The organism is Streptoverticillium olivoreticuli subsp. olivoreticuli (assembly GCF_003391135.1).
GTDB classification, from domain to species: domain Bacteria; phylum Actinomycetota; class Actinomycetes; order Streptomycetales; family Streptomycetaceae; genus Streptomyces; species Streptomyces blastmyceticus.
Genome location: NZ_CP031455.1, coordinates 2,895,824 through 2,915,823 on the forward strand (window position 1 = coordinate 2,895,824; position 20,000 = coordinate 2,915,823).

Here is a 20,000-nt window from a genome sequence, read left to right on the forward strand (position 1 = left end):
CACCTCCATGGATGCGAGTGCCCTCTCGTCCGCCGGTCACACGCCGCAGCGGGCCGCGGACCGGTGGATCAGCGCACGGTGGGCGGGCGTTCGTCGACGCGGAGCGCGAGGTCGTTGTCGGCCGTGTAATACGGGCCGGCTTGCGCGGGCGCGTACGAGGCGTCGACGGTCTGCGCGGGGTAGGTGAAGATCTGCTTCTTGTCCGCGACGTCGTCCAGGATGCGGGCGACGCGGGCGGTCTCCGAGCCGTCGGCACCGCGCACCCACAGGTCCCAGACGTCCAGCCCGCCCTGCCACTCCTCGGCCAGCGCGGCGAAGGGGAGCGTGCAGGTGAAGTCCTGGTCGTCGGCGCCCTCTTCCTTGGCCGGGGCGACGGGCACCGTACGGACCCGGTCGGGGTCCCGGCGCAGGCGGGCCTCGACCACGGCGCCGGCGAGCCAGGCGGCGGGGTCCGCCACCCGGTAGAGGCGGCCGTGCAAGGTCATGCCGGTGGCGTCGAGGACGAGGTCACCGGCCTCGGCGTGCGGCCCGCGCAGCCAGCTGCGCAGGGAGAGGTTGCCGTGCTTGGTCGCGTACGGGATGCGGACCGCCAGCGGGGAGGTGCTGGGGCCGGGTCTGCGGTCGACCAACGAGCGGAGGTCGGCGAGGCCGGGCACCAGGCGCCGGGGCTCGGCGTCGGCGCAGGCGGCGTAGACGTCCCAGCGGCCCTCGGGGAGGGCGACGGTGCTGGGCAGGACGGCGCGCAGCCGGCCGCCCCCGCCGGGCGCGAGCGGCAGCCTGACCTCTTCGGGCTCACCGGTCTCCGCGCCGCCGGCCCGGCGGCGCAGCACAAGGGCCGCGGACCAGTCGCCCGGGGTGTCGGTGGGGCCGGAGGCGTCGAGGTCGAAGGTGAGCCCGCCCGCGGAGTCCGCGATGCAGTCGACGCTCGGGTCCTCCGCGCCGAAGGGCTGGGGAGGGGCAGACACGATGGTGGGCTCCTCAGGGGTGCTGGCCGCGTGCGGGGGGCCGGACGTGGCGGTGGGTTCGTCGGGTGAGGTGGGCTCTCGGGGCTCGGCGGGACCGGTGGGAGACGTCATGCGGTCCGCCCCTTCCGCAGGGCGGTGCGGCTCCTGTCCTTGGTCCGCAGCGCGCTGCTGAGCAGGGCTCCCCGGGTGCGGTGCAGCGAGCCGCGCAGGGCGCCGCGCGAGGCCAGGTCGGCGAAGAGCGCCTCGTAGCGCCCGGCGACCTCGGCGGGGTCGAAGCGGGCGGAGCTCTTCAGGGCCGCCTGTCCCATGCGCCGCCGCAGGTCGTCGTCGTTGATCAGCTTCAGCAGGCCGGCGGCGATCGCGTCGGCCTTGCCGGTGGGCACCAGCAGTCCGTCGACCCCGTTGTCGATGATCTCGCCGGGGCCGTGCGGGCAGTCGGTGGAGACCACGGGCAGCCCGCTGCGCATCGCCTCGACGATGGTCATGCCGAAGGACTCCAGGCTGGAGGTGACCGCGCCGATGGAGCCCTTGACCCACTCGGCGTCGAGCGGGGTGGCGGGACCCATGAGGTAGACGTGGTTGTAGAGGCCGCGCTTGTCGATCTGCGCGCGCAGCTTCGCCCGCTCCGCGCCCGCGCCGTAGATCCTCAGCCGCCAGTCGGGGCGCTCGGCGACGACCTTCTCGAAGGCACGGATCAGCAGGTCGTAACGCTTGGCGGGGGCGAGCCGACCGGCCGCGATCACCCACTTGCCGGTGGAGTCTGCGGGGGCGAGGGCGGGGGCGGGGGCGGGGATGCTGTTGGGGACGGCCTCCACCCGCACACCGGGCAGCCGCATCAGCTTGCGGTAGGTCGCGGCGTCGGCCTCGGTGACGGTGGTGACGGCGTCGAGCCGGGGGTAGTGCGTGCGCAGGGCCAGCTTCAGCTGCGGGGAGTGCGTGCCGAGCGTCAGGTGCTCCTGGCCGACCCGGGCGACACCGCGCCGGGCCTGCTGGGCGATGTGCACATTGAGGCCGGGCCGGGTGCCGACGACGACATCGCAGTCCAGGCCCCGCAGGTGCTCGGCGATCCGCCGGTCGGTGAGCGCGCTGTACTGCTTGTAGCGGCCCTCGGCGGCGGGGAAGACGGTGGCGGGGCGCTCGTACTCCGGGTCGTCGCCCTCGTAGCCCGGGGTGCCCTTGCGGAGATCCACCAGGTGGCGCAGGCGCACCTTGCCGCTCGGCGCGAAGACGGGCTCCTCGCGGTGGCGGAAGACGGAGACGATCTCCACGTCGTGGTGCTCGGCGAGCGTGCCCGCGAGGTTGTACGTGGTGCGGATCGTGCCACCGATGCCGTACGCGTTGTGAATCAGGAATGAGATGTGCATTCGTCCCCGTATGCAGCCGTTTCGCCGCGGACATTTCCGTGCAGCCCGCCTACCGAGACATTAGACCGCGGGGAAGGCTTCCGGGTTGGCCCTGATCACCAACTCGTTCTGCAAGCGATGGCGAATCGGTAGCCCGGGCCGGGAACTTTCGGCCGTCCTCGCCTGCCCGCGCCGGGCACGCGGTGCCGAAGCGTGACCCCTGCCACGGATCGTCCGTTGTCTTCCCGAGAGCCGGGAACCGCCCGGCGCACACGCACCCAGTTCGAGGAGCCACCCGTGCCTCGCATGCTCGACGTCAGTGAAGACGTCCGCGCCGAGATCGGCGACGAGGAAGCCGACCGCCTGCTCGGCGGCGACAACGCCCCCGGCAGCTACGACTGCACCTCCTGCCGCACCCCAGGCGACACCGAGCGGGAGCCCACCAGCACGGTGCTCTTCGTCGGCGAGGAGACGGCCGTGCTCGCCTTCGCGCACGCGGCCTGCATCCCCTCCCAGGTCGTCCCGGTCTCCGAGGAGCAGCTCCAGGGCGCCGTCCGGTCCATCACCGGCGAGGGCGGCCAGGCGCAGAACCCGGCGGGGCCGCCGGTGGTCCCCGCCGGCACCGACGGCCCGGTCCAGGCCGAGCTCGGGGTGACCAGCGGGCTGGTCCTGATCGACGGGGACCTGCACCCCGCGCTGGTCGTCGAGCCGCTCGCGCCCATCGCCCGGCCGGGCACCACCGGGCCGGTCGACGTCTTCCTGCCGCTCCTGATCGAGCAGGGTTTCTCCCCGGTCGCGGCCATCGACCAGGTGCCGCCGCCCACCCCGGGCTGGTCGGTGCTGCTGGCCGTGGGCCGGCTGCACGCGATCCTCCAGCCGGGCACCGGCGGGGGCACCCCGTCGGCGTGGTGGCAGGCGCACCAGGCGATGGAGGTCGCCCCGGAGTGGCGCTCCGCGGTCAACAAGACGAAGAAGGTGCTGGTCTTCGCGGCGCCCGTGGGCACGATCGGGCAGCAGCCGCGGGAGGACCTGCTCCGCGAGGCGCTGGACCGCGCCGCCGCGCGGGGGCAGTTGGTCGCCGCTTCGATGCCGCTCGCGGGCACATGAGCCACACCGTGCTCCCGCTGCCCGTGCGTCACACCGTCACGGGCCATTCCCGGCCCGGCCCGCATCCCCCGGGCCACGGACTCGTTGGCTCAGATGTGCACTCATACGAGCCTGCCCCCCGGATCCCGTACCCCCATCACATCCCCGGTATGCGCCCACCCCGCGACACCGCCCCGCAGAGCCACACCGCATCGGTGACCCCGATCTACGACGCGCTCTACGCCGAGTACCGTCGCTCGTTCCGGGCGCTCCCCTTCGACCGCTCGGGCGAGGAGGAACTGAGGTTCGCGGGGTTCGGTCACCAGCTGGTCGCCTACGGCCAGTACGGCGGGCATGGCCACTTCGGCCAGCTCGGCGGCCAGCCCGCGTATCCGGGCCACTCGGGGTACACCGCCGCCTGGGACACGTACTACGGGCGGCAGCGCGGCGGGCATGTGCCCGCCGCGCTGCCGCCCGCGCCACGCGACGGCCGCATGCGCGGCTTCTGAAGCCGGACCCGAGTCACCCCGGGCCCGGCCGCCGGGGCCCGGGCCCCGCCGCACCTGCTGCTTGTTACTTACTGTGCCTGCCCGGGGGCAACCCCCGGACCCCCGGCCCGGACCGGTCGCGAACCCTCGCTACTTGTTGCGCCCGCGCTTCTCGCGCACCCGCACCGAGATGTGGATCGGCGTCCCCTCGAAGCCGAACTCCTCGCGGAGGCGGCGCTCGATGAAGCGGCGGTAGCCCGCCTCCAGGAAGCCGGAGGCGAAGAGGACGAAGCGCGGCGGCTTGGTGCCCGCCTGCGTGCCGAAGAGGATGCGCGGCTGCTTGCCACCGCGGACGGGGTGCGGGTTGGAGGCGACGATCTCACCGAGGAAGGCGTTCAGCCGACCGGTGGGGATGCGGGTCTCCCAGCCCGCGAGGGCCGTCTCGATCGCCGGGACGAGCTTCTCCATGTGGCGGCCCGTGCGCGCCGAGACGTTCACGCGGGGCGCCCACGCGATCTGACCGAGCTCGGTCTCGATCTCGCGCTCGAGGTAGTAGCGGCGCTCCTCGTCCAGCGTGTCCCACTTGTTGAACGCGATGACCATCGCGCGCCCGGCCTCGACGGCCATCGTGATGATCCGCTGGTCCTGGACGCTGATCGACTCGCTGCAGTCGATCAGGATGACGGCGACCTCGGCCTTCTCCACGGCCGCCGCGGTGCGCAGCGAGGCGTAGTAGTCCGCGCCCTCCTGGAGGTGGACGCGGCGGCGGATGCCGGCGGTGTCCACGAACTTCCAGGTCACGCCGCCGAGCTCGATCAGCTCGTCGACCGGGTCGCGGGTGGTGCCGGCCAGCTCGTTGACGACGACGCGCTCCTCGCCCGCGACCTTGTTCAGCAGCGAGGACTTGCCGACGTTGGGGCGGCCGATCAGGGCGATGCGGCGGGGGCCGCCGATGCCGGGGCCGCCGAAGGTCTGGGCGGGCGCCTCGGGCAGCGCCTCCAGGACCGCGTCGAGCATGTCGCCGGTGCCACGGCCGTGCAGGGCGGAGACCGGGTGCGGCTCGCCCAGGCCCAGCGACCACAGGGCGGCGGCGTCGGCCTCGCCGGACTGGCCGTCGACCTTGTTGGCGCAGAGCACGACGGGCTTGCCGGCCCGGCGCAGCAGCTTGACGACGGCCTCGTCGGTGTCGGTGGCGCCGACGGTGGCGTCCACGACGAAGACGACGGCGTCGGACGCCTCGATGGCGTACTCGGCCTGCGCGGCCACGGACGCGTCCAGGCCGAGGACGTCCTGCTCCCAGCCGCCGGTGTCGACGACCTTGAAGCGGCGGCCGGCCCATTCGGCCTCGTAGGTGACGCGGTCGCGGGTGACGCCCGGCTTGTCCTGGACGACGGCCTCGCGGCGGCCGATGATGCGGTTCACCAAGGTCGACTTGCCGACGTTGGGGCGGCCGACGACGGCGAGCCTGGGCAGCGGGCCGTGGCCCGCCTCCTCCAGGGCGCCCTCGATCTCCGAGGCGTCGAAGCCCTCCTGCGCCGCGAGCTCCATGAACTCCGCAAACTCGGCGTCGCCAAGCTCACCGTGCTCGTCGCCGGAGTGGATCTGGTCGTTCATGAAGTCCGTTCCTCGTTCTTCGTCATCGGTGGGCCGCTGGTGCGCGGTCCACTACTCAAAGTCTCGCGGGGTCCGGGAGGTCTCCCCCGGAATGATGCCGTGGCGGCCGGTGAGCCGCCTGGCGTCGGCCAGGTGCGCGGCGAGGCGCTCCTGGATGCGTACGGTCGCGCTGTCCAGCGCCGTGCGCGTCCGCCGTCCGCTGCCGTCCCCCGCCTCGAAGGGGTCGCCGAAGACGACGTCGACGCGGCTGCGCAGCGGCGGCAGGGCCCGTATCGCGCGGCTTCGGCGCTCGGCACTGCCGAGCACCGCGACCGGCACGATCGGTGCCCCGGAGCGTACGGCGAAGTAGGCGAGCCCGGCGCGCAGCGACGCGAAGTCGCCCTCGCCGCGGGTGCCCTCGGGGAAGATCCCCAGGACGCCACCGTGCTCCAGGACCTCCAGCGCACCGGTGATCGCGGTGCGGTCGGGGCCCGAGCGGTCCACCTTCAGCTGGCCGATCCCGCGCAGGAACGGGTCCAGCGGTCCGACGAACGCCTCTTTCTTGATCAGGAAGTGCACCGGCCGGGGCGCGGTGCCCATCAGCATCGGGCCGTCGACGTTGTGGGAGTGGTTGACCGCCATGATGACGGGCCCCGCGGCGGGCACCCGCCAGGCGCCCAGCACACGGGGCTTCCACAGCCCGTACATGAGGCCGATGCCGATCCGCCGGCCGACGGCGGCGCCGGAGGCGGAAGGGCTCACGCCGCCCGCTTCACGCACTCTCGGTCCCACTCCGGCGCTCCTCGACGAGGGTGACCACGCACTCGATGACCTGGTCCAGCGTCAGATCGGTGGTGTCCACCTCGACCGCGTCGTCCGCCTTGGCCAGCGGCGAGGTCTTGCGGCCGGAGTCGGCCGCGTCCCGCTTGATCAGGGCGGCCCGGGTGGCGGCCAGGTCGGTGGCCTCCTTGCCCTTGAGCTCGCCGCTGCGGCGGGCCGCGCGGGCCTCGGCCGACGCGGTCAGGAAGATCTTGAGGTCGGCGTCGGGCAGCACGGTGGTGCCGATGTCCCGGCCCTCGACGACGATGCCGAGCGGCGCCTCGGCGGCGATGGCCCGCTGGAGCTCGGTCAGCCGGGTGCGGACCTCGGGGACGGCGCTGACGGCGCTGACCGCGGAAGTGACCTCCTGGGTGCGGATGGGCGCCGCGGCGTCGGCCCCGTCGACCGAGATGGTCGGCGCGGACGGGTCGGTGCCGGAGACGATCTCCGGCTTGCCCGCGGCGTCGGCCACGGCCGCGGCGTCGTTCACGTCGATGCCGTTGCTCAGCATCCACCAGGTGATCGCCCGGTACTGGGCGCCGGTGTCCAGATAGCGCAGCCCGAGCTTCGCGGCCACGGCCTTGGAGGTGCTGGACTTGCCCGTGCCGGAAGGACCGTCGATGCCGACGACGACTGCTGCCGGTGCGATCCGGGCGGCGGTTACGGCATTGCCGACGTTGTTCACGGTGTCAGACACCTTCCTCGTGCACGGGGGGTTTACGTTTCCGGCGGCACGGACGGTTTTGGTCCTATACAGCCTCGGACAAGGTTACTGGCTCACCGCCCGTCCTCTCGCCGGGCCTACTGCCGGATCGACCAGCCGCGGTCCGTCAGGGCCTCGACCAGCCCGGGCACGGCGCGCGGCTCGACCATCAGCTGGATCAGGCCCGCCTGCTGGCCGGTGGCGTGCTCGATGCGGACGTCCTCGATGTTGACACCCGCGCGGCCCGCGTCGGCGAAGATCCGGGCGAGCTCGCCCGGCTGGTCGCCGATCAGGACGGCCACCGTCTCATAGGCCGCGGGGGCCGCGCCGTGCTTGCCCGGGACCCGGCTGCGGCCCGCGTTGCCGCGGCGCAGGACGTCCTCGATGCCGGCCGCGCCGCCCTCCCGGTCGTCCTTGTCCCCGGAGTCCAGGGCGCGCAGGGCGCGCACGGTCTCGTCGAGGTCGGCGGCGACGGCGGAGAGGATCTCGGCGACGGGGCCGGGGTTGGCGGAGAGGATGTCCAGCCACATCTCGGGGTTGGACGCCGCGATGCGGGTCACGTCGCGGATGCCCTGGCCGCACAGGCGCACGGCGGTCTCGTCGGCGTCCTGGAGGCGGGCCGCGACCATGCTGGAGACCAGCTGCGGGGTGTGGGAGACGAGGGCGACGGCCCGGTCGTGGGCGTCGGCGTCCATGACGACGGGGACGGCGCGGCACAGCGAGACGAGTTCGAGCGCGAGGTTGAGCACCTCGGTGTCGGTCTCGCGGGTGGGGGTGAGCACCCAGGGGCGGCCCTCGAAGAGGTCGGCGGTGCCCGCCAGGGGACCGGAGCGCTCGCGGCCGGCCATGGGGTGCGTACCGAGGTAGCCGGTGAGGTCGCAGCCCAGCGCCTCCAGGTCGCGGCGGGGGCCGCCCTTGACGCTGGCGACGTCGAGGTAGCCGCGGGCGCGGCCGCCGCGGATGGCCTCGGCGAGGGTCGCGGCGACGTGCGCGGGCGGCACGGCGACGACGGCGAGGTCGACGCGGCCGTCGGGCTCCTCGTCCGTGCCCGCGCCGAGGGCCGCTGCGGTGCGGGCCCGGTCGGGGTCGTGGTCCGAGAGGTGGACCTGGACCCCGCGGCTCTGGAGCGCGAGCGCGACCGAGGTGCCGATCAGTCCGGTACCGATGACGAGGGCGGTTCTCACTGGCGGTGTCCTTGCGAGGGGCGGCCGCGGCGCCGGGGCGGACGTGGCGTGACGACGTACGGGGGCAGGGTCGGCCCGCACGGGCGGTGCGGCCGCGGACCGGGCCGCCGTGCTGGCGGACCCAGCCTAGCCAGCCGGGCCGACGGGTGTTCGGGCCGGTTGTGACGGTCGCCCTCCGGGACTGGCGGGCCCGCGTCCGGTACAACCATGTACATGATCTACCACGTGGTGCCCCTGGACGACTGGCTGGCCGTGCCCGACCGCCCCTACTCCCCCGCCTCCCTCTCCGACGAGGGGTTCGTGCACTGTTCCCCCGACGAGGAGACGACGCTCGCGGTGGCCTCCGCGTTCTATCGCGAGGTGCCGGGGCCGCTGATGGTGCTGCTGATCGACGAGCACAAGCTGGACGTGATGGTGCGCTGGGAGGCGGCCGCTCCCACGCCTCCGCCCGGAGTCGCGGAGGGGACGCTCTTCCCGCATGTCTTCGGCCGTATCAACCGGGAGGCGGTGGAGGGAATGATGGAGATCCAGCGCGACGAGGCCGGGCGGGCGACGGGCCTGGCGGTCTGGTCCTGAAGGCTCCGGCCCGGGAAAACGCTCGGACGGGCTGAGTATTCAGCCCGTCCGGCGTTTGAGGACAGCGCGCGAAGCGTGGTGCGGGGGTCTGGGGGCTTGCCCCCTCACGCGGCGGAGCCGCATATCGATACTGCGGGAAGGGGCGGGGCTGGGGAAAAAGCCCGCCGCAGGCGCGAACGGACCCGCACCCCACCCCGGCGACAAACTAGAGCTCGACCTCGCGCATCAGCATGCCGACCTCGGTGTTCGTCAGGCGGCGCAGCCAGCCCGACTTCTGGTCGCCCAGCGCGATCGGCCCGAAGGACGTGCGGACCAGCTTCTCCACCGGGAAGCCCGCCTCGGCCAGCATCCGCCGGACGATGTGCTTGCGGCCCTCGTGGAGGGTGACCTCGACCAGGTAGTTCTTGCCGGTCTGCTGGATCACGCGGAAGTTGTCCGCGCGGGCCCAGCCGTCCTCCAGCTCGATGCCGCTCTTGAGCTGCTTGCCGATGTCGCGCGGCAGCGGGCCGGTGATGGCGGCGAGATAGGTCTTCTGGACGCCGTAGCGCGGGTGCGTGAGGCGGTGGGCCAGCTCACCGTGGTTGGTGAGCAGGATGATGCCCTCGGTCTCCGTGTCGAGACGGCCGACGTGGAAGAGCCGGGTCTCGCGGTTGGTGACGTAGTCGCCGAGGCACTGGCGGCCGTCGGGGTCCTCCATGGTGGAGACGACGCCGGCCGGCTTGTTCAGCGCGAAGAAGAGATACGACTGGGTGGCGACGGTCAGGCCGTCGACCTTGATCTCGTCCTTCTCGGGGTCGACGCGCAGGCCCTGCTCGATGACGATCTGACCGTTGACCTCGACGCGGGACTGCTCGATGAGCTCCTCGCACGCGCGGCGCGAGCCCATGCCGGCCCGGGCCAGCACCTTCTGCAGGCGCTCGCCCTCCTGCTCGGCGCCGGGGAAGGTCTTGGGGGTCTTCACCTGGGGCTTGTTGTGCCGCTCCCGGTTGCGCTCCTCGATCTTGGCGTCGAGCTCGCGCGGGCGGGCCGGGGCGTAGCCGTGGCCGCGGGCGGGCCCGCTGCTGCGCCCGCCGGCACCGGCCGTGGAGCTCTTGCGGGGGCCGCCCTTGGCGCCACCGCGGGCGGACGCGCCGCGACCGCTGGTGGGGCCACTGGTGCGGCCGCTGTTGGCGCCGCTGCGGGTGCGCTCGGCGTCGGGGCCCACGTCGTAGCGGCGCTCCTCGGGGCGCGGCCGGCGCGGGCGCTCCTGCGGCCGGTCGTCGCGACGGTCATCACGACGATCGTCGCGGCGGTCGTCCCGCCGGTCGTCGCGGCGGCCGCCGTCGAAGCGACCGCCGTCCGGGCGCCCGCCGCCGGAGCGGCCTCCCTCGGGACGTCCGCCGCCCGGGCGTCCACCGCCGGAGCGGCCGCTGTCGAAGCGACCACCCTCGGAGCGTCCGCCGCCCGAGCGCGCGCCGCCGGAGCGGCCGCCCCCGGACGCCGGCCGGGGGGACCCTCCTCGGGCGCCCCGGTCGTCCCGGTTGCCGCTTCCGCTGTTCCTGCCGCTGCTTCGCATCAAAGTTCCGTCTTGTCGTCTGCGTCGGTGTCCGGTGCGTCCGGATCGAACGACGGCACACCTTCCTGAGTGTCGCCCTCGATCGCCTCCGCCTCGGGGAGGAAGGGCGCGAGCTCCGGGAGCTCGTCCAGGCCCCTCAGGCCCATTCGCTCCAGAAAGTAGTTCGTCGTCCTGTACAGGATCGCACCTGTTTCGGGTTCCGTCCCCGTCTCCTCCACCAGACCGCGCTGGAGGAGGGTGCGCATGACGCCGTCGCAGTTGACCCCCCGTACGGCGGAGACCCGCGAACGGCTGACCGGCTGACGGTACGCGACAACGGCCAGGGTCTCCAGCGCGGCCTGGGTCAGCCGGGCCTGGCGGCCGTCCAGGACGAAGCTCTCGACGGCGTCGGCGTACTCGGCCCGGGTGGCGAAGCGCCAGCCCCCGGCCACGTTCCGCAGCTCGAAGCCGCGCCCCTGGGCCGCGTACTCGTCGGCCAGCTCGCGCAGCGCGTCCGCCACCTCGCGGCGGCCGCGCTCCAGGACGCGGGCGAGGTACTCCTCGGCCACCGGCTCGTCGACGACCATGAGGACGGCCTCCAGGGCGGGCTTGAGCGCGAGCCCGGCCACGTCCCGCAGCCCGGCGGGGGCCGCCTCCTCGGTGGCGTTGTCGTGGGTCACGCTGTGGCCTCCCCGGCCTCGTCGGCCGTGCTCTCGCGGTCGAATTCGTCGGTCACCCGCGGCGGGCCGTCGCCGTCCGCGCCGGTCCAGCGGACCGTGAGCGCGCCCAGGGCCTCGTCCTGGTCGAGGGCGACGGCGCGCTCGCGGTAGAGCTCCAGCAGGGCCAGGAAGCGGGCCACGACCGTCAGGGTGTCGGGGGCGTCCTCGGTGAGCTGTCCGAAGCTCGCCCGCCCCGCCGACCGCAGCCGGGCCACGACGACCTCGGCCTGTTCCTGGACGCTGACCAGCGGCGCGTGGATGTGTTCGGTGTGGACCTGTGGCTCGGCCCGGGGCCGCATCGCCTTGACGGCGAGCTCGGCGAGCCCGCGCGCGCCGATGCCGAGGACGACCTCGGGCAGCAGCTCGGCCTGGTGCGGTTCCAGGCCGACCGTACGGGGGTGGCGGCGCTCCTCGGCCGCCAGCCGCTCGCCGAAGATGTCGGCGATCTTCTTGAACGCGCGGTACTGCAGGAGCCGGGCGAAGAGCAGGTCCCTGGCCTCCAGCAGGGCGAGGTCGGCCTCGTCCTCGACCTCGGCGGCAGGCAGCAGCCGGGCCGTCTTCAGGTCCAGCAGCGTCGCGGCCACGACCAGGAACTCGGTGGTCTGGTCGAGGTCCCAGTCCGGGCCCATGGCGCGGATGTGCGCCATGAACTCGTCGGTGACCTTGGACAGGGCGACCTCGGTGACGTCCAGCTTGTGCTTGGTGATCAGCTGGAGCAGCAGGTCGAACGGCCCCTCGAAGTTGTCGAGCCGCACGGTGAAACGGCCGTCGCCCTCCCGCTCCCCGGCGGCGGGCGCCGTGTCACCGCCGCCGCCTCCGGCGGGCGGCCGCGCGCCGGGCCCGTGGCCGAGGGCACGGCGGGCCTGCGGGGCGGGGACGGGCGGGGTGGGCATGTGGTTCGGTCGTCCAGGGTCGCGGGCGGTACGGGGGCCGGTCCGGGGCGGGGCCACGGTGGTGCGGGGGCCGCCCCACGGGCACGTACACACCTGCACGGGCCTGTGGGGGCCGCCACGGGCCGCCGGGGGCGGTCCCGCACTTCCGGACCGGCAGGCTATCGGCGAACGCGCTCAGCGGCCGCGCAGGCGGCGCACGAGGATGCTCGCGTCGCCCCGCGACTCCAGGTCGGCGAGGACGACGGCGACGGCCTCGCGGACGATCCGGCCGCGGTCGACGGCCAGGCCGTGCTCGCCGCGCAGCACCAGCCGGGCGTGCTCGAGGTCCATGAGCTCCTCGGCGGAGACATAGACGGTGATCTTCTCGTCGTGGCGCTCGCGGCCGCTGGGTCTGCGGTTGGCGGCGCGGCCCCGGCGGCGGCCCTGGGCGGGGGCGACGGGCTCGCCACGGGTGCGGTCGGGGGCCTGCGCGGGGGCGCGCCGCTCGCCCGCGGCCTCCCGGTCGGTGCCCGCCGGGCTCCGACCGCCGTGCTCGGTGCGGCCCTCACCGGCGCCGCTCTCCGTGGACTCGGGCTCGGCGGCCGGGCCGGGGACCCGTGGCGCCGCGTCGCCGTTCGCCTGCCGGCGGGGGGTGGAGGACTGCAGCCCGGTCCCCCCGGTGGTGCGGAACAGTTCGTCGGCGCCGGGCAGACTCACTCGGCGTGACACCGGGCGAGCACCTCCCTGGCGAGCTGACGGTAGGCGGCGGCACCTACGGAGTTGGACGCGTACGTGGTGATCGGCTCGCCCGCGACCGTGGTCTCGGGGAAGCGGACCGTCCGGCCGATGACCGTGTGGTAGACGTGGTCGTCGAAGGCCTCGACCACACGGGCCAGGACCTCGCGGCTGTGCACGGTCCGCGAGTCGTACATCGTGGCGAGGATGCCGTCGAGCTCCAGCTCGGGGTTGAGCCGCTCCTGGACCTTCTCGATCGTCTCGGTGAGCAGGGCCACGCCGCGCAGCGCGAAGAACTCGCACTCCAGCGGCACGATCACCTTGTGAGCCGCCGTCAGGGCGTTGACGGTCAGCAGGCCGAGCGAGGGCTGGCAGTCGATGACGATGTAGTCGTAGTCGGCGAGCAGCGGCTTCAGGGCGCGCTGGAGCGTCGACTCGCGCGCGACCTCGCTGACGAGCTGGACCTCGGCCGCGGACAGGTCGATGTTGCTGGGCAGCAGGTCCATGTTGGGCACGGCCGTCTTCAGGAGCACCTCGTCGGCCGACATGCCCCGCTCCATGAGCAGGTTGTAGACCGTCAGGTCGAGCTCCATCGGGTTGACGCCGAGGCCGACCGAGAGCGCGCCCTGTGGGTCGAAGTCGACGAGCAGCACCCGGCGTCCGTACTCCGCGAGTGCCGCGCCCAGGTTGATGGTCGAGGTGGTCTTGCCGACCCCGCCCTTCTGGTTGCACATCGCGATGATCTTCGCGGGGCCGTGGTCGGTCAGCGGACCGGGGATGGGGAAGTACGGCAGGGGACGCCCGGTGGGGCCGATGCGCTCGCGGCGCTGGCGGGCAGCGTCGGGCGCGAGGGTGGCCGCGTACTCGGGGTCGGGCTCGTACTCCGCGTCAGGGTCGTAGAAGTGCCCCTCGGGCACGTCCTCGTAGTCGGCGAGCCGGGCGGAATCCGCTCCGCCGCGGTCGCCGGCCATGGCGTTCACGTGATGGCCGTCCATGCTCTGGTGGGCTGTCGGTGTGCTCTGGATGTTCTGGTGTGCCGCGAAGGTGTGGACAGCGACGGAGCCGACAGCTTCGAGTCCCACGGGACTCTGGCCCTGCGCAGACGTTCCTGGGTGACCACCCCCGGGAGCAAATGTCGACTCATTCACAAGTCGTCCTACCTCCTTGGTGACCAGGAAACATCTAGATAGGTCAGCGTTGCACCATGCCGACGGTTGGCGACTCTATGGCGTGTCGGCGGTCCGCAGCAACACAATCCGCCGGAGACGGCACGATGTGTCGGCAATCGAACACCCTTCTGTCAAGGGTGTGCGACCCACTGCCCGGAAGTTTCGCGGGCCCCCGGAACGGCCCGGAAACGACCCGGCCGGGCCTTGCGGAGCAAGGACCGGCCGGGTGTGCGTTCTTGGCGTGTCGTGTTGACGACTCAGCCGAGCAGGTCGCTCAGTTCGAGGTGCGGCAGCCCGTGCGCCTCGGCGACGGGGCCGTAAACGACCTGTCCCTCGTGGGTGTTGAGGCCCTTGGCGAGCGCGGCGTCGCGGCGCAGCGCGTCCTGCCAGCCGCGGTTGGCCAGCTCCACGATGTAGGGCAGCGTGGCGTTGGTCAGCGCGTAGGTGGAGGTGTGCGGGACCGCGCCGGGCATGTTCGCGACGCAGTAGAACACCGAGTCGTGGACCTCGAAGGTCGGCTCCGCGTGGGTGGTCGGCCGGGAGTCCTCGAAGCAGCCGCCCTGGTCGATCGCAATGTCGACAAGTACACTTCCGGGCTTCATCTTGGCGACGAGCTCGTTGGTGACCAGCTTCGGGGCCTTGGCGCCCGGGATGAGGACGGCACCGATGACGAGGTCGGCCTCGACGACGGCCTTCTCCAGCTCGAAGGCGTTGGAGACGATCGTCTGCACCTTGGTGCCGAAGATCTTGTCGGCCTCGCGGAGCTTGTTGATGTCACGGTCGAGCAGGGTGACGTGGAAGCCCATGCCGATGGCGATCTGCGCGGCGTTCCAGCCGGAGACGCCGCCGCCGATGACGACGGCCTTGCCCGCGGCGACACCCGGGACGCCGCCCGGCAGCACGCCGCGGCCGCCGGCCGCGCGCATCAGGTGGTAGGCGCCGACCTGCGGGGCCAGCCGGCCCGCGACCTCGGACATCGGGGCGAGCAGCGGCAGGGCGCGGTTCGCGGTCTCGACCGTCTCGTACGCGATGGCGGTGGTGCCGGACTGCAGCAGCGCGTCGGTGCACTCGCGGGAGGCGGCGAGGTGGAGGTAGGTGAAGAGCGTCTGGCCCTTGCGGAGGCGGTGGTACTCCTCGGCGATCGGCTCCTTGACCTTCAGCAGGAGGTCGGCGGTCTCCCAGACCTCGTCGGCGGTCTCCAGGATGTCGGCGCCTGCGGCCGTGTACTCGGCGTCCGTGATGGAGGAGCCGACACCGGCGCCCTGCTCCACGTAGACCTGGTGGCCGTTGCGCACGAGCTCATGCACGCCGGCGGGCGTGATGGCCACGCGGAACTCGTTGTTCTTGACCTCGCGGGGGATGCCGACCTTCACGTCGATCACGGTCCTTGAATCAGAGAATGACAGGCTAATCCGGAAATGCCGGGGCACACCAGAGCAGACCGCGGCGATCGCGGCCCAACCAGTCTAATGAAGGATCCCGCCCTGTCTAGCCTTGCAAAGCACCAATCTTCTGGCGATCAACTACTGATTTCGTAGGTAACCCTCGGTTGATGGTGACTCGCGCCGAGCAGCCGGGGCGGCGGCCCCTCCGGGGGGTCCGGCCGGCTCCGCGCCACCGGCCGGGGCCGGGCGCGCGACCGGGGACCCGGCCGCGGATATCGCACCGCCGCCGGCCTCGGGCACGGGACCGGGGCCGGCCGCCAGCAGCCGTCCGGCCTCCTCCCGGTGCACCCCGGCGGCGGCCGGGTCGCCGAGCCGCTCCAGGGTGTCCGCCAGCCGCAGCCGCACCGCCGCCTGCAGCCGTACGTCGCCCGCCTGCCGCGCGCACTCCACCGCCTCCCGGCACGTGCGCAGCGCGTCCTGCGGGCGGCCCGCGTACTCCTGCACCCGGGCGATCTCGCTCAGCGCGCGGGCGTGCCCCGGCAGATCGCGCAGCCTGCGGTGGGCGGCCGCCGCCGCGCGCCAGTCGCGCAGCGCCTCGCCCCACTGGCCGGCATAGGTGTGGACGGCGCCGAGCCGCCCGTACAGCCGCGCCTCGTCGGCCAGTTCACCGCGCGTCAGCCGCAGCTCCAGCGCCCGCCGGTACCAGTCGGCGGCGCGCTGCCAGTCGCCCAGCTCCTGCTGCGCGGCGGCGATCGACTCCAGCGACCGGCTGATGGCGTACGGGTCGGAGGCGTCCCGCGCCGCGTCCAGCGCCTCGCGGTAGCGGCCCAGCGCGGCGCGGGTGCGCCCGGCGCGGGCGTCCAGGTCACCGAGGTTGAGCAGGGCCGCCGCCTTCTCCAGCGGCATCTCGCAGCGCTGCGCCACGTCCAGGACGAGCTGGTGCAGCCCGTACAGCTCCGGGCCCGCCTCCTCGGCGCCCAGATGGGCCGTCAGCGCCCGCGTCAGCGCGGAGACCAGCCGCCGCGCGAGCGTGTCGAGGCGGCCGTCCTCGACCGCCAGCCGGGCCGCCGCGAGCAGCGCGGGCAGCCGTCCGCGCAGCCACTCCTCGGCGGCCCGCGGCGAGGCGAAGCGCAGCGGCCGCGGCAGCTCGGCGAGCCGCTTGCGGGTCAGCGGATCACCCGTCTCGGTGGTGGCCCGGCAGGAGTGCAGCTGACGCACCGTCCGCTCCAGCATCCGGGCCCGCGCCAACTCCACCTCCGCGGGCCGCTCCTGGGACTCCAGCAGCGACCGCAGCAACGGCGCCAGGCAGCCCGGCACCCCGTACTGCTCCGGCAGGTGCCCCACCGCGGGCTCGGCCCGCAGCATGCCGCGGGCGGCGAAGTCCTCCAGCGCGGTCTGCGCGGCGGCCACCGAACAGCCCGCCAGCGCGGAGGTGGTGTGCGCGTCGGCCGGACCGGCCGGGGCCAGCGCCAGCAGGCGCAGTATGCGGGCGGCGGGCGGCGGCAGCGCCTCGTAGGCGAGCCAGAAGGCGCGCGCCACCGTGCGGCCCGCGCTGTCGTAGCCCTCGGCGGGCGGCAGCTGGCGCAGCCGGGTGGCGACGTCGGCGACGGACGTCTTGGGGCAGGCCGCCAGCCAGCCGCCGACCAGGACGAGCGCCGCGGGCTGGCCGCCGCACTCCTCCACGACGGCGCTCGCGGCCACCGGGTCGCAGGTGATCCGGGTCGGTCCGGCGTACCGTTCCAGCAGCTCGATCGCGGCCGCCTTGTCCAGGCCGCCCAGCGTGCAGGGCCGCACGTCGGGCACGCCGGTCAGCGGACCCCGGGAGACGGCCACGACCAGGCAGTCGGACTCGTCCGGCAGCAGCGGGTCCACCTGCTCGGCGCCCGCCGCGTCGTCGAGGAGCAGCAGGGCCTTGCGGCCGTTGAGCGCGCTGCGCAGCGCCGCCGTCAGCTCGTCCTCCTCCGCGCCGGCGGGCACGGGCGCGCCGACGGCGGTGAGCAGGGCGCGGGCGGTGCGCTCGGTGGGCACGGGCTCGCCGTCGGCACCCGTGAGGCGGGCGCGCAGCACGCCGTCGGGGTAGTCGCCGGCCAGTCTGCGGGCCAGCTCCTCGGCGAGTGCCGTACGGCCGGAGCCGGGGCGCCCGGCGATGAGGAGGACCCTGCTGCGGGGCGACTTGCGGCCCGCGAGGGTGTCGAGCCCGGTGCGGTCGATGTCGGCCCGCAGCTCTTCCAGCTCGCGGCGGCGCCCCACGAAGACGGTTCGCTGCCGCTGCGTCACGGGGCCCACTCTCTTCCCTGCACGCCCCGAGCCTAGTTCACGCTCCGGTGGGGTCCCGAACAGGCGAGGCCCGCCCTGTGAAGATCACCTATTCGGTTCTCCGGATGGTCGGAACCGTCCGGCCGCCGTCCGCTACGCCTCGAACGGACGGGCGGGCCACGGCGCGTCGGCGGGGCGCAGCGCGGTGAGGCCGTCGGACGCCAGCGCGGCGGAGAGGGCCATGACGCCGACCACCAGACAGTTGTTGTGCAGCTCGCCCGCCAGGGCGCCCCGCACCAGCTCCGCCAGCGGCACGCGCGCGAACTCCATGTCCGCCTCCTCCTCGGAGACCGCGAAGCGCTCGCCCTCCGCCTCCGAGAGGTCCCGGGCCAGGAAGATCCGGATGGCCTCGTCGCAGCCGCCGGGGGTGGTGTAGATGTCGGTGAGGACCCGCCAGTCCTCGGCCTTGACGTGCGCCTCCTCGAACAGCTCGCGCTGGGCGGCGTGCAGCGGGTTCTCACCGGGGATGTCGAGCAGCCCGGCGGGGATCTCCCACAGCTTCTGCCGCACGGGGTGGCGGTACTGCTTGAGGATAAGGACCCGGCCCTGCTCGTCGAGGGCGAGGACGGCGACCGAGCCGGGGTGCACCTGGTAGTCGCGCTTGACGGTGGAGCCGTCCGGCATGACGACCTCGTCCGTGCGCACGCTGGTCTTGTTGCCGACGAAGGGGGTCGCGGTCGCGGTGACCTGCCACTCCTCGGGGGTGTCCGTGATGCCCATTGCTACGTCCTCCAGAAAACAGAAAACCGGGGTGGGGGCCCGGCAGGCCCCTCACCCCGGCAACCGTATAGGTCAGCCCTGCTTGCGCTCGACGGCCGCCTTCACCAGGCCCGCGAAGAGCGGGTGCGGGCGGGTCGGGCGGGAGCGCAGCTCCGGGTGCGCCTGGGTGGCGACCAGGTAGGGGTGCACGTCGCGCGGGTACTCGACGTACTCGACGAGCTTGTTGTCGGGGGACGTGCCCGAGAAGACCAGGCCGGCCTTCTCCAGCTCACCGCGGTAGGAGTTGTTGACCTCGTAGCGGTGGCGGTGGCGCTCCTCGACGTAGGGCTCGTCCGCGTAGACCTCGCGGACGATGGAGCCCTCGGCGAGCTTCGCCGGGTACATGCCCAGTCGCATGGTGCCGCCCATGTCGCCCTCGCCGGCGACGATGTCCAGCTGCTCGGCCATGGTGGAGATCACCGGGTTCGCGGTGGCCGGGTCGAACTCGGTGGAGTTCGCGCCCTCGATGCCCGCGAGGTTGCGCGCGGCCTCGATGACCACGCACTGCAGGCCCAGGCACAGGCCCAGCAGCGGGACCTTGTTCTCGCGGGCGTAGGTGATCGCGCCGACCTTGCCGTTCACACCGCGGTCGCCGAAGCCGCCCGGGATGCAGATCGCGTCGACGTCGCCGAGCTGCTTCTGCGCGCCGGCCGGGGTCTTGCAGTCGTCGGAGGCGACCCACTTGACCTTGACCTTGGCACGGTTGGCGAAGCCGCCGGCGCGGATCGCCTCGGTGACCGAGAGATAGGCGTCGGGCAGGTCGATGTACTTGCCCACCAGTGCGACGGTGACCTCGTGCGAGGGGTTGTGGACGCGGTCCAGCAGGTCCTCCCACTGGGTCCAGTTCACGTCGCGGAAGGGCAGGTCCAGCTTGCGGACGACGTAGGCGTCCAGGCCCTCGGTGTGCAGCACCTTGGGGATGTCGTAGATCGACGGGGCGTCGATCGCGGCCACCACGGCGGCCTCGTCGACGTCGCACATCAGCGAGATCTTGCGCTTGATCGCGGCCGGCACCTCGCGGTCGGCGCGCAGCACGATCGCGTCGGGCTGGATGCCGATGTTGCGCAGGGCGGCGACGGAGTGCTGGGTCGGCTTGGTCTTCAGCTCGCCGGAGGGGCCGATGTAGGGCAGCAGCGAGATGTGCACGACGAAGACGTTGTCACGGCCGACCTCGTGGCGGACCTGACGGACCGTCTCCAGGAACGGCAGCGACTCGATGTCGCCGACGGTGCCGCCGACCTCGGTGATCACGACGTCGACGTCGTCGGTCGCCATGCGCCGGATGCGGTGCTTGATCTCGTTGGTGATGTGCGGGATGACCTGCACGGTGTCGCCCAGGTACTCGCCGCGCCGCTCCTTGGCGATCACGGTGGAGTAGACCTGGCCGGTGGTGACGTTGGCGGACCCGTCGAGGTCCACGTCGAGGAAGCGCTCGTAGTGGCCGATGTCCAGGTCGGTCTCGGCTCCGTCGTTGGTGACGAAGACCTCACCGTGCTGGAACGGGTTCATCGTGCCCGGGTCGACGTTGAGGTACGGGTCGAGCTTCTGCATCGTGACCCGCAGCCCCCGCGCCTTGAGCAGCGCGCCCAGGCTGGAGGCGGTCAGACCCTTGCCGAGCGAGGAGGCGACACCCCCCGTGACGAAGAGGTGCTTGGTCGTCGTGGGCTTTGCGGCAATGGCCAAAGGGGGGCTCCCGTGGTCGCGAGGTGAGGTGCGTATCGGCGATCACCCGGGTTGATTCGGGGGTGCCGTCG

Annotated in this window: 18 protein-coding genes; 3 read left to right on the forward strand and 15 right to left on the reverse strand. The window is 73.2% G+C overall.

Going from position 1 to position 20,000, the window contains the following annotated elements; translation table 11 throughout:
* Positions 1-68: 68 nt before the first annotated feature.
* Both DXZ73_RS12190 and DXZ73_RS12195 read right to left on the reverse strand, forming a co-directional pair.
* Positions 69-965: a hypothetical protein gene (locus tag DXZ73_RS12190; protein WP_240351319.1), complete on the reverse strand. Its 897-nt coding sequence runs from the start codon at positions 963-965 to the stop codon at positions 69-71.
* A gap of 107 nt (positions 966-1,072) precedes the next feature.
* A complete protein-coding gene (locus DXZ73_RS12195) occupies positions 1,073-2,329 on the reverse strand; it encodes a glycosyltransferase family 4 protein (RefSeq protein WP_116211024.1) in 1,257 nt (418 codons plus the stop codon).
* Positions 2,330-2,614: 285 nt separating this feature from the next.
* Here DXZ73_RS12195 and DXZ73_RS12200 point away from each other — a divergent pair, with 285 nt between their 5' ends.
* Positions 2,615-3,415: a hypothetical protein gene (locus tag DXZ73_RS12200; RefSeq protein WP_116211025.1), complete on the forward strand. Its 801-nt coding sequence runs from the start codon at positions 2,615-2,617 to the stop codon at positions 3,413-3,415.
* 149 nt (positions 3,416-3,564) lie between these two features.
* Positions 3,565-3,903, forward strand: a complete 339-nt coding sequence (locus DXZ73_RS12205) for a hypothetical protein (RefSeq protein WP_338059119.1) — start codon at positions 3,565-3,567, stop codon at positions 3,901-3,903.
* A 129-nt stretch (positions 3,904-4,032) separates the two neighbouring features.
* Here DXZ73_RS12205 and der read toward each other — a convergent pair whose 3' ends face one another.
* The 4 genes from der to DXZ73_RS12225 form a co-directional block, all read right to left on the reverse strand.
* Entirely contained in the window at positions 4,033-5,496 is a 1,464-nt protein-coding gene (der, locus tag DXZ73_RS12210) for a ribosome biogenesis GTPase Der (RefSeq protein ID WP_116211027.1), read from the reverse strand.
* Positions 5,497-5,547: 51 nt separating this feature from the next.
* Complete coding sequence (locus DXZ73_RS12215; RefSeq protein ID WP_425315911.1) at positions 5,548-6,183, reverse strand: lysophospholipid acyltransferase family protein; 636 nt, start codon at positions 6,181-6,183, stop codon at positions 5,548-5,550.
* Positions 6,184-6,247: 64 nt separating this feature from the next.
* Positions 6,248-6,991, reverse strand: a complete 744-nt coding sequence (gene cmk, locus DXZ73_RS12220) for a (d)CMP kinase (protein WP_240351320.1) — start codon at positions 6,989-6,991, stop codon at positions 6,248-6,250.
* A 104-nt stretch (positions 6,992-7,095) separates the two neighbouring features.
* Positions 7,096-8,181, reverse strand: coding sequence for a prephenate dehydrogenase (locus DXZ73_RS12225; RefSeq protein ID WP_116211030.1), 1,086 nt, complete (start codon positions 8,179-8,181; stop codon positions 7,096-7,098).
* Between the two features lie 213 nt (positions 8,182-8,394).
* Between DXZ73_RS12225 and DXZ73_RS12230 the strand changes: the two genes are divergently transcribed.
* Positions 8,395-8,757: a DUF952 domain-containing protein gene (locus DXZ73_RS12230; RefSeq protein ID WP_116215566.1), complete on the forward strand. Its 363-nt coding sequence runs from the start codon at positions 8,395-8,397 to the stop codon at positions 8,755-8,757.
* Between the two features lie 205 nt (positions 8,758-8,962).
* Here the strand turns inward: DXZ73_RS12230 and DXZ73_RS12235 are convergent, their stop codons facing one another.
* The 9 genes from DXZ73_RS12235 to DXZ73_RS12275 form a co-directional block, all read right to left on the reverse strand.
* Positions 8,963-10,312, reverse strand: a complete 1,350-nt coding sequence (locus DXZ73_RS12235) for a pseudouridine synthase (protein ID WP_116211031.1) — start codon at positions 10,310-10,312, stop codon at positions 8,963-8,965.
* Positions 10,312-10,971 (reverse strand): SMC-Scp complex subunit ScpB, encoded by a 660-nt coding sequence (gene scpB / locus DXZ73_RS12240; protein ID WP_116211032.1) that lies wholly within the window; start codon positions 10,969-10,971, stop codon positions 10,312-10,314. Before scpB ends, DXZ73_RS12235 begins: the two co-directional genes overlap by 1 nt.
* Entirely contained in the window at positions 10,968-11,903 is a 936-nt protein-coding gene (locus DXZ73_RS12245) for a segregation and condensation protein A (RefSeq protein WP_116211033.1), read from the reverse strand. Before DXZ73_RS12245 ends, scpB begins: the two co-directional genes overlap by 4 nt.
* A gap of 174 nt (positions 11,904-12,077) precedes the next feature.
* Entirely contained in the window at positions 12,078-12,611 is a 534-nt protein-coding gene (locus DXZ73_RS12250) for a hypothetical protein (RefSeq protein WP_116211034.1), read from the reverse strand.
* Positions 12,596-13,612 carry a ParA family protein gene (locus DXZ73_RS12255; protein ID WP_425315912.1) on the reverse strand — a complete coding sequence of 339 codons (1,017 nt, stop codon included), beginning with the start codon at positions 13,610-13,612 and terminating at the stop codon, positions 12,596-12,598. The genes DXZ73_RS12250 and DXZ73_RS12255 overlap by 16 nt, the downstream gene beginning before the upstream one ends.
* Before the next feature lie 431 nt (positions 13,613-14,043).
* Positions 14,044-15,159: an alanine dehydrogenase gene (gene ald / locus DXZ73_RS12260; protein WP_116215567.1), complete on the reverse strand. Its 1,116-nt coding sequence runs from the start codon at positions 15,157-15,159 to the stop codon at positions 14,044-14,046.
* Positions 15,160-15,309: 150 nt separating this feature from the next.
* Positions 15,310-17,448 carry a tetratricopeptide repeat protein gene (locus DXZ73_RS12265; protein WP_240351321.1) on the reverse strand — a complete coding sequence of 713 codons (2,139 nt, stop codon included), beginning with the start codon at positions 17,446-17,448 and terminating at the stop codon, positions 15,310-15,312.
* Between the two features lie 132 nt (positions 17,449-17,580).
* On the reverse strand, positions 17,581-18,207 hold the full coding sequence (locus tag DXZ73_RS12270) for an NUDIX domain-containing protein (RefSeq protein WP_116211036.1): 627 nt from the start codon (positions 18,205-18,207) through the stop codon (positions 17,581-17,583).
* Between the two features lie 72 nt (positions 18,208-18,279).
* A complete protein-coding gene (locus tag DXZ73_RS12275; protein ID WP_425315825.1) occupies positions 18,280-19,929 on the reverse strand; it encodes a CTP synthase in 1,650 nt (549 codons plus the stop codon).
* Positions 19,930-20,000: the final 71 nt, after the last annotated feature.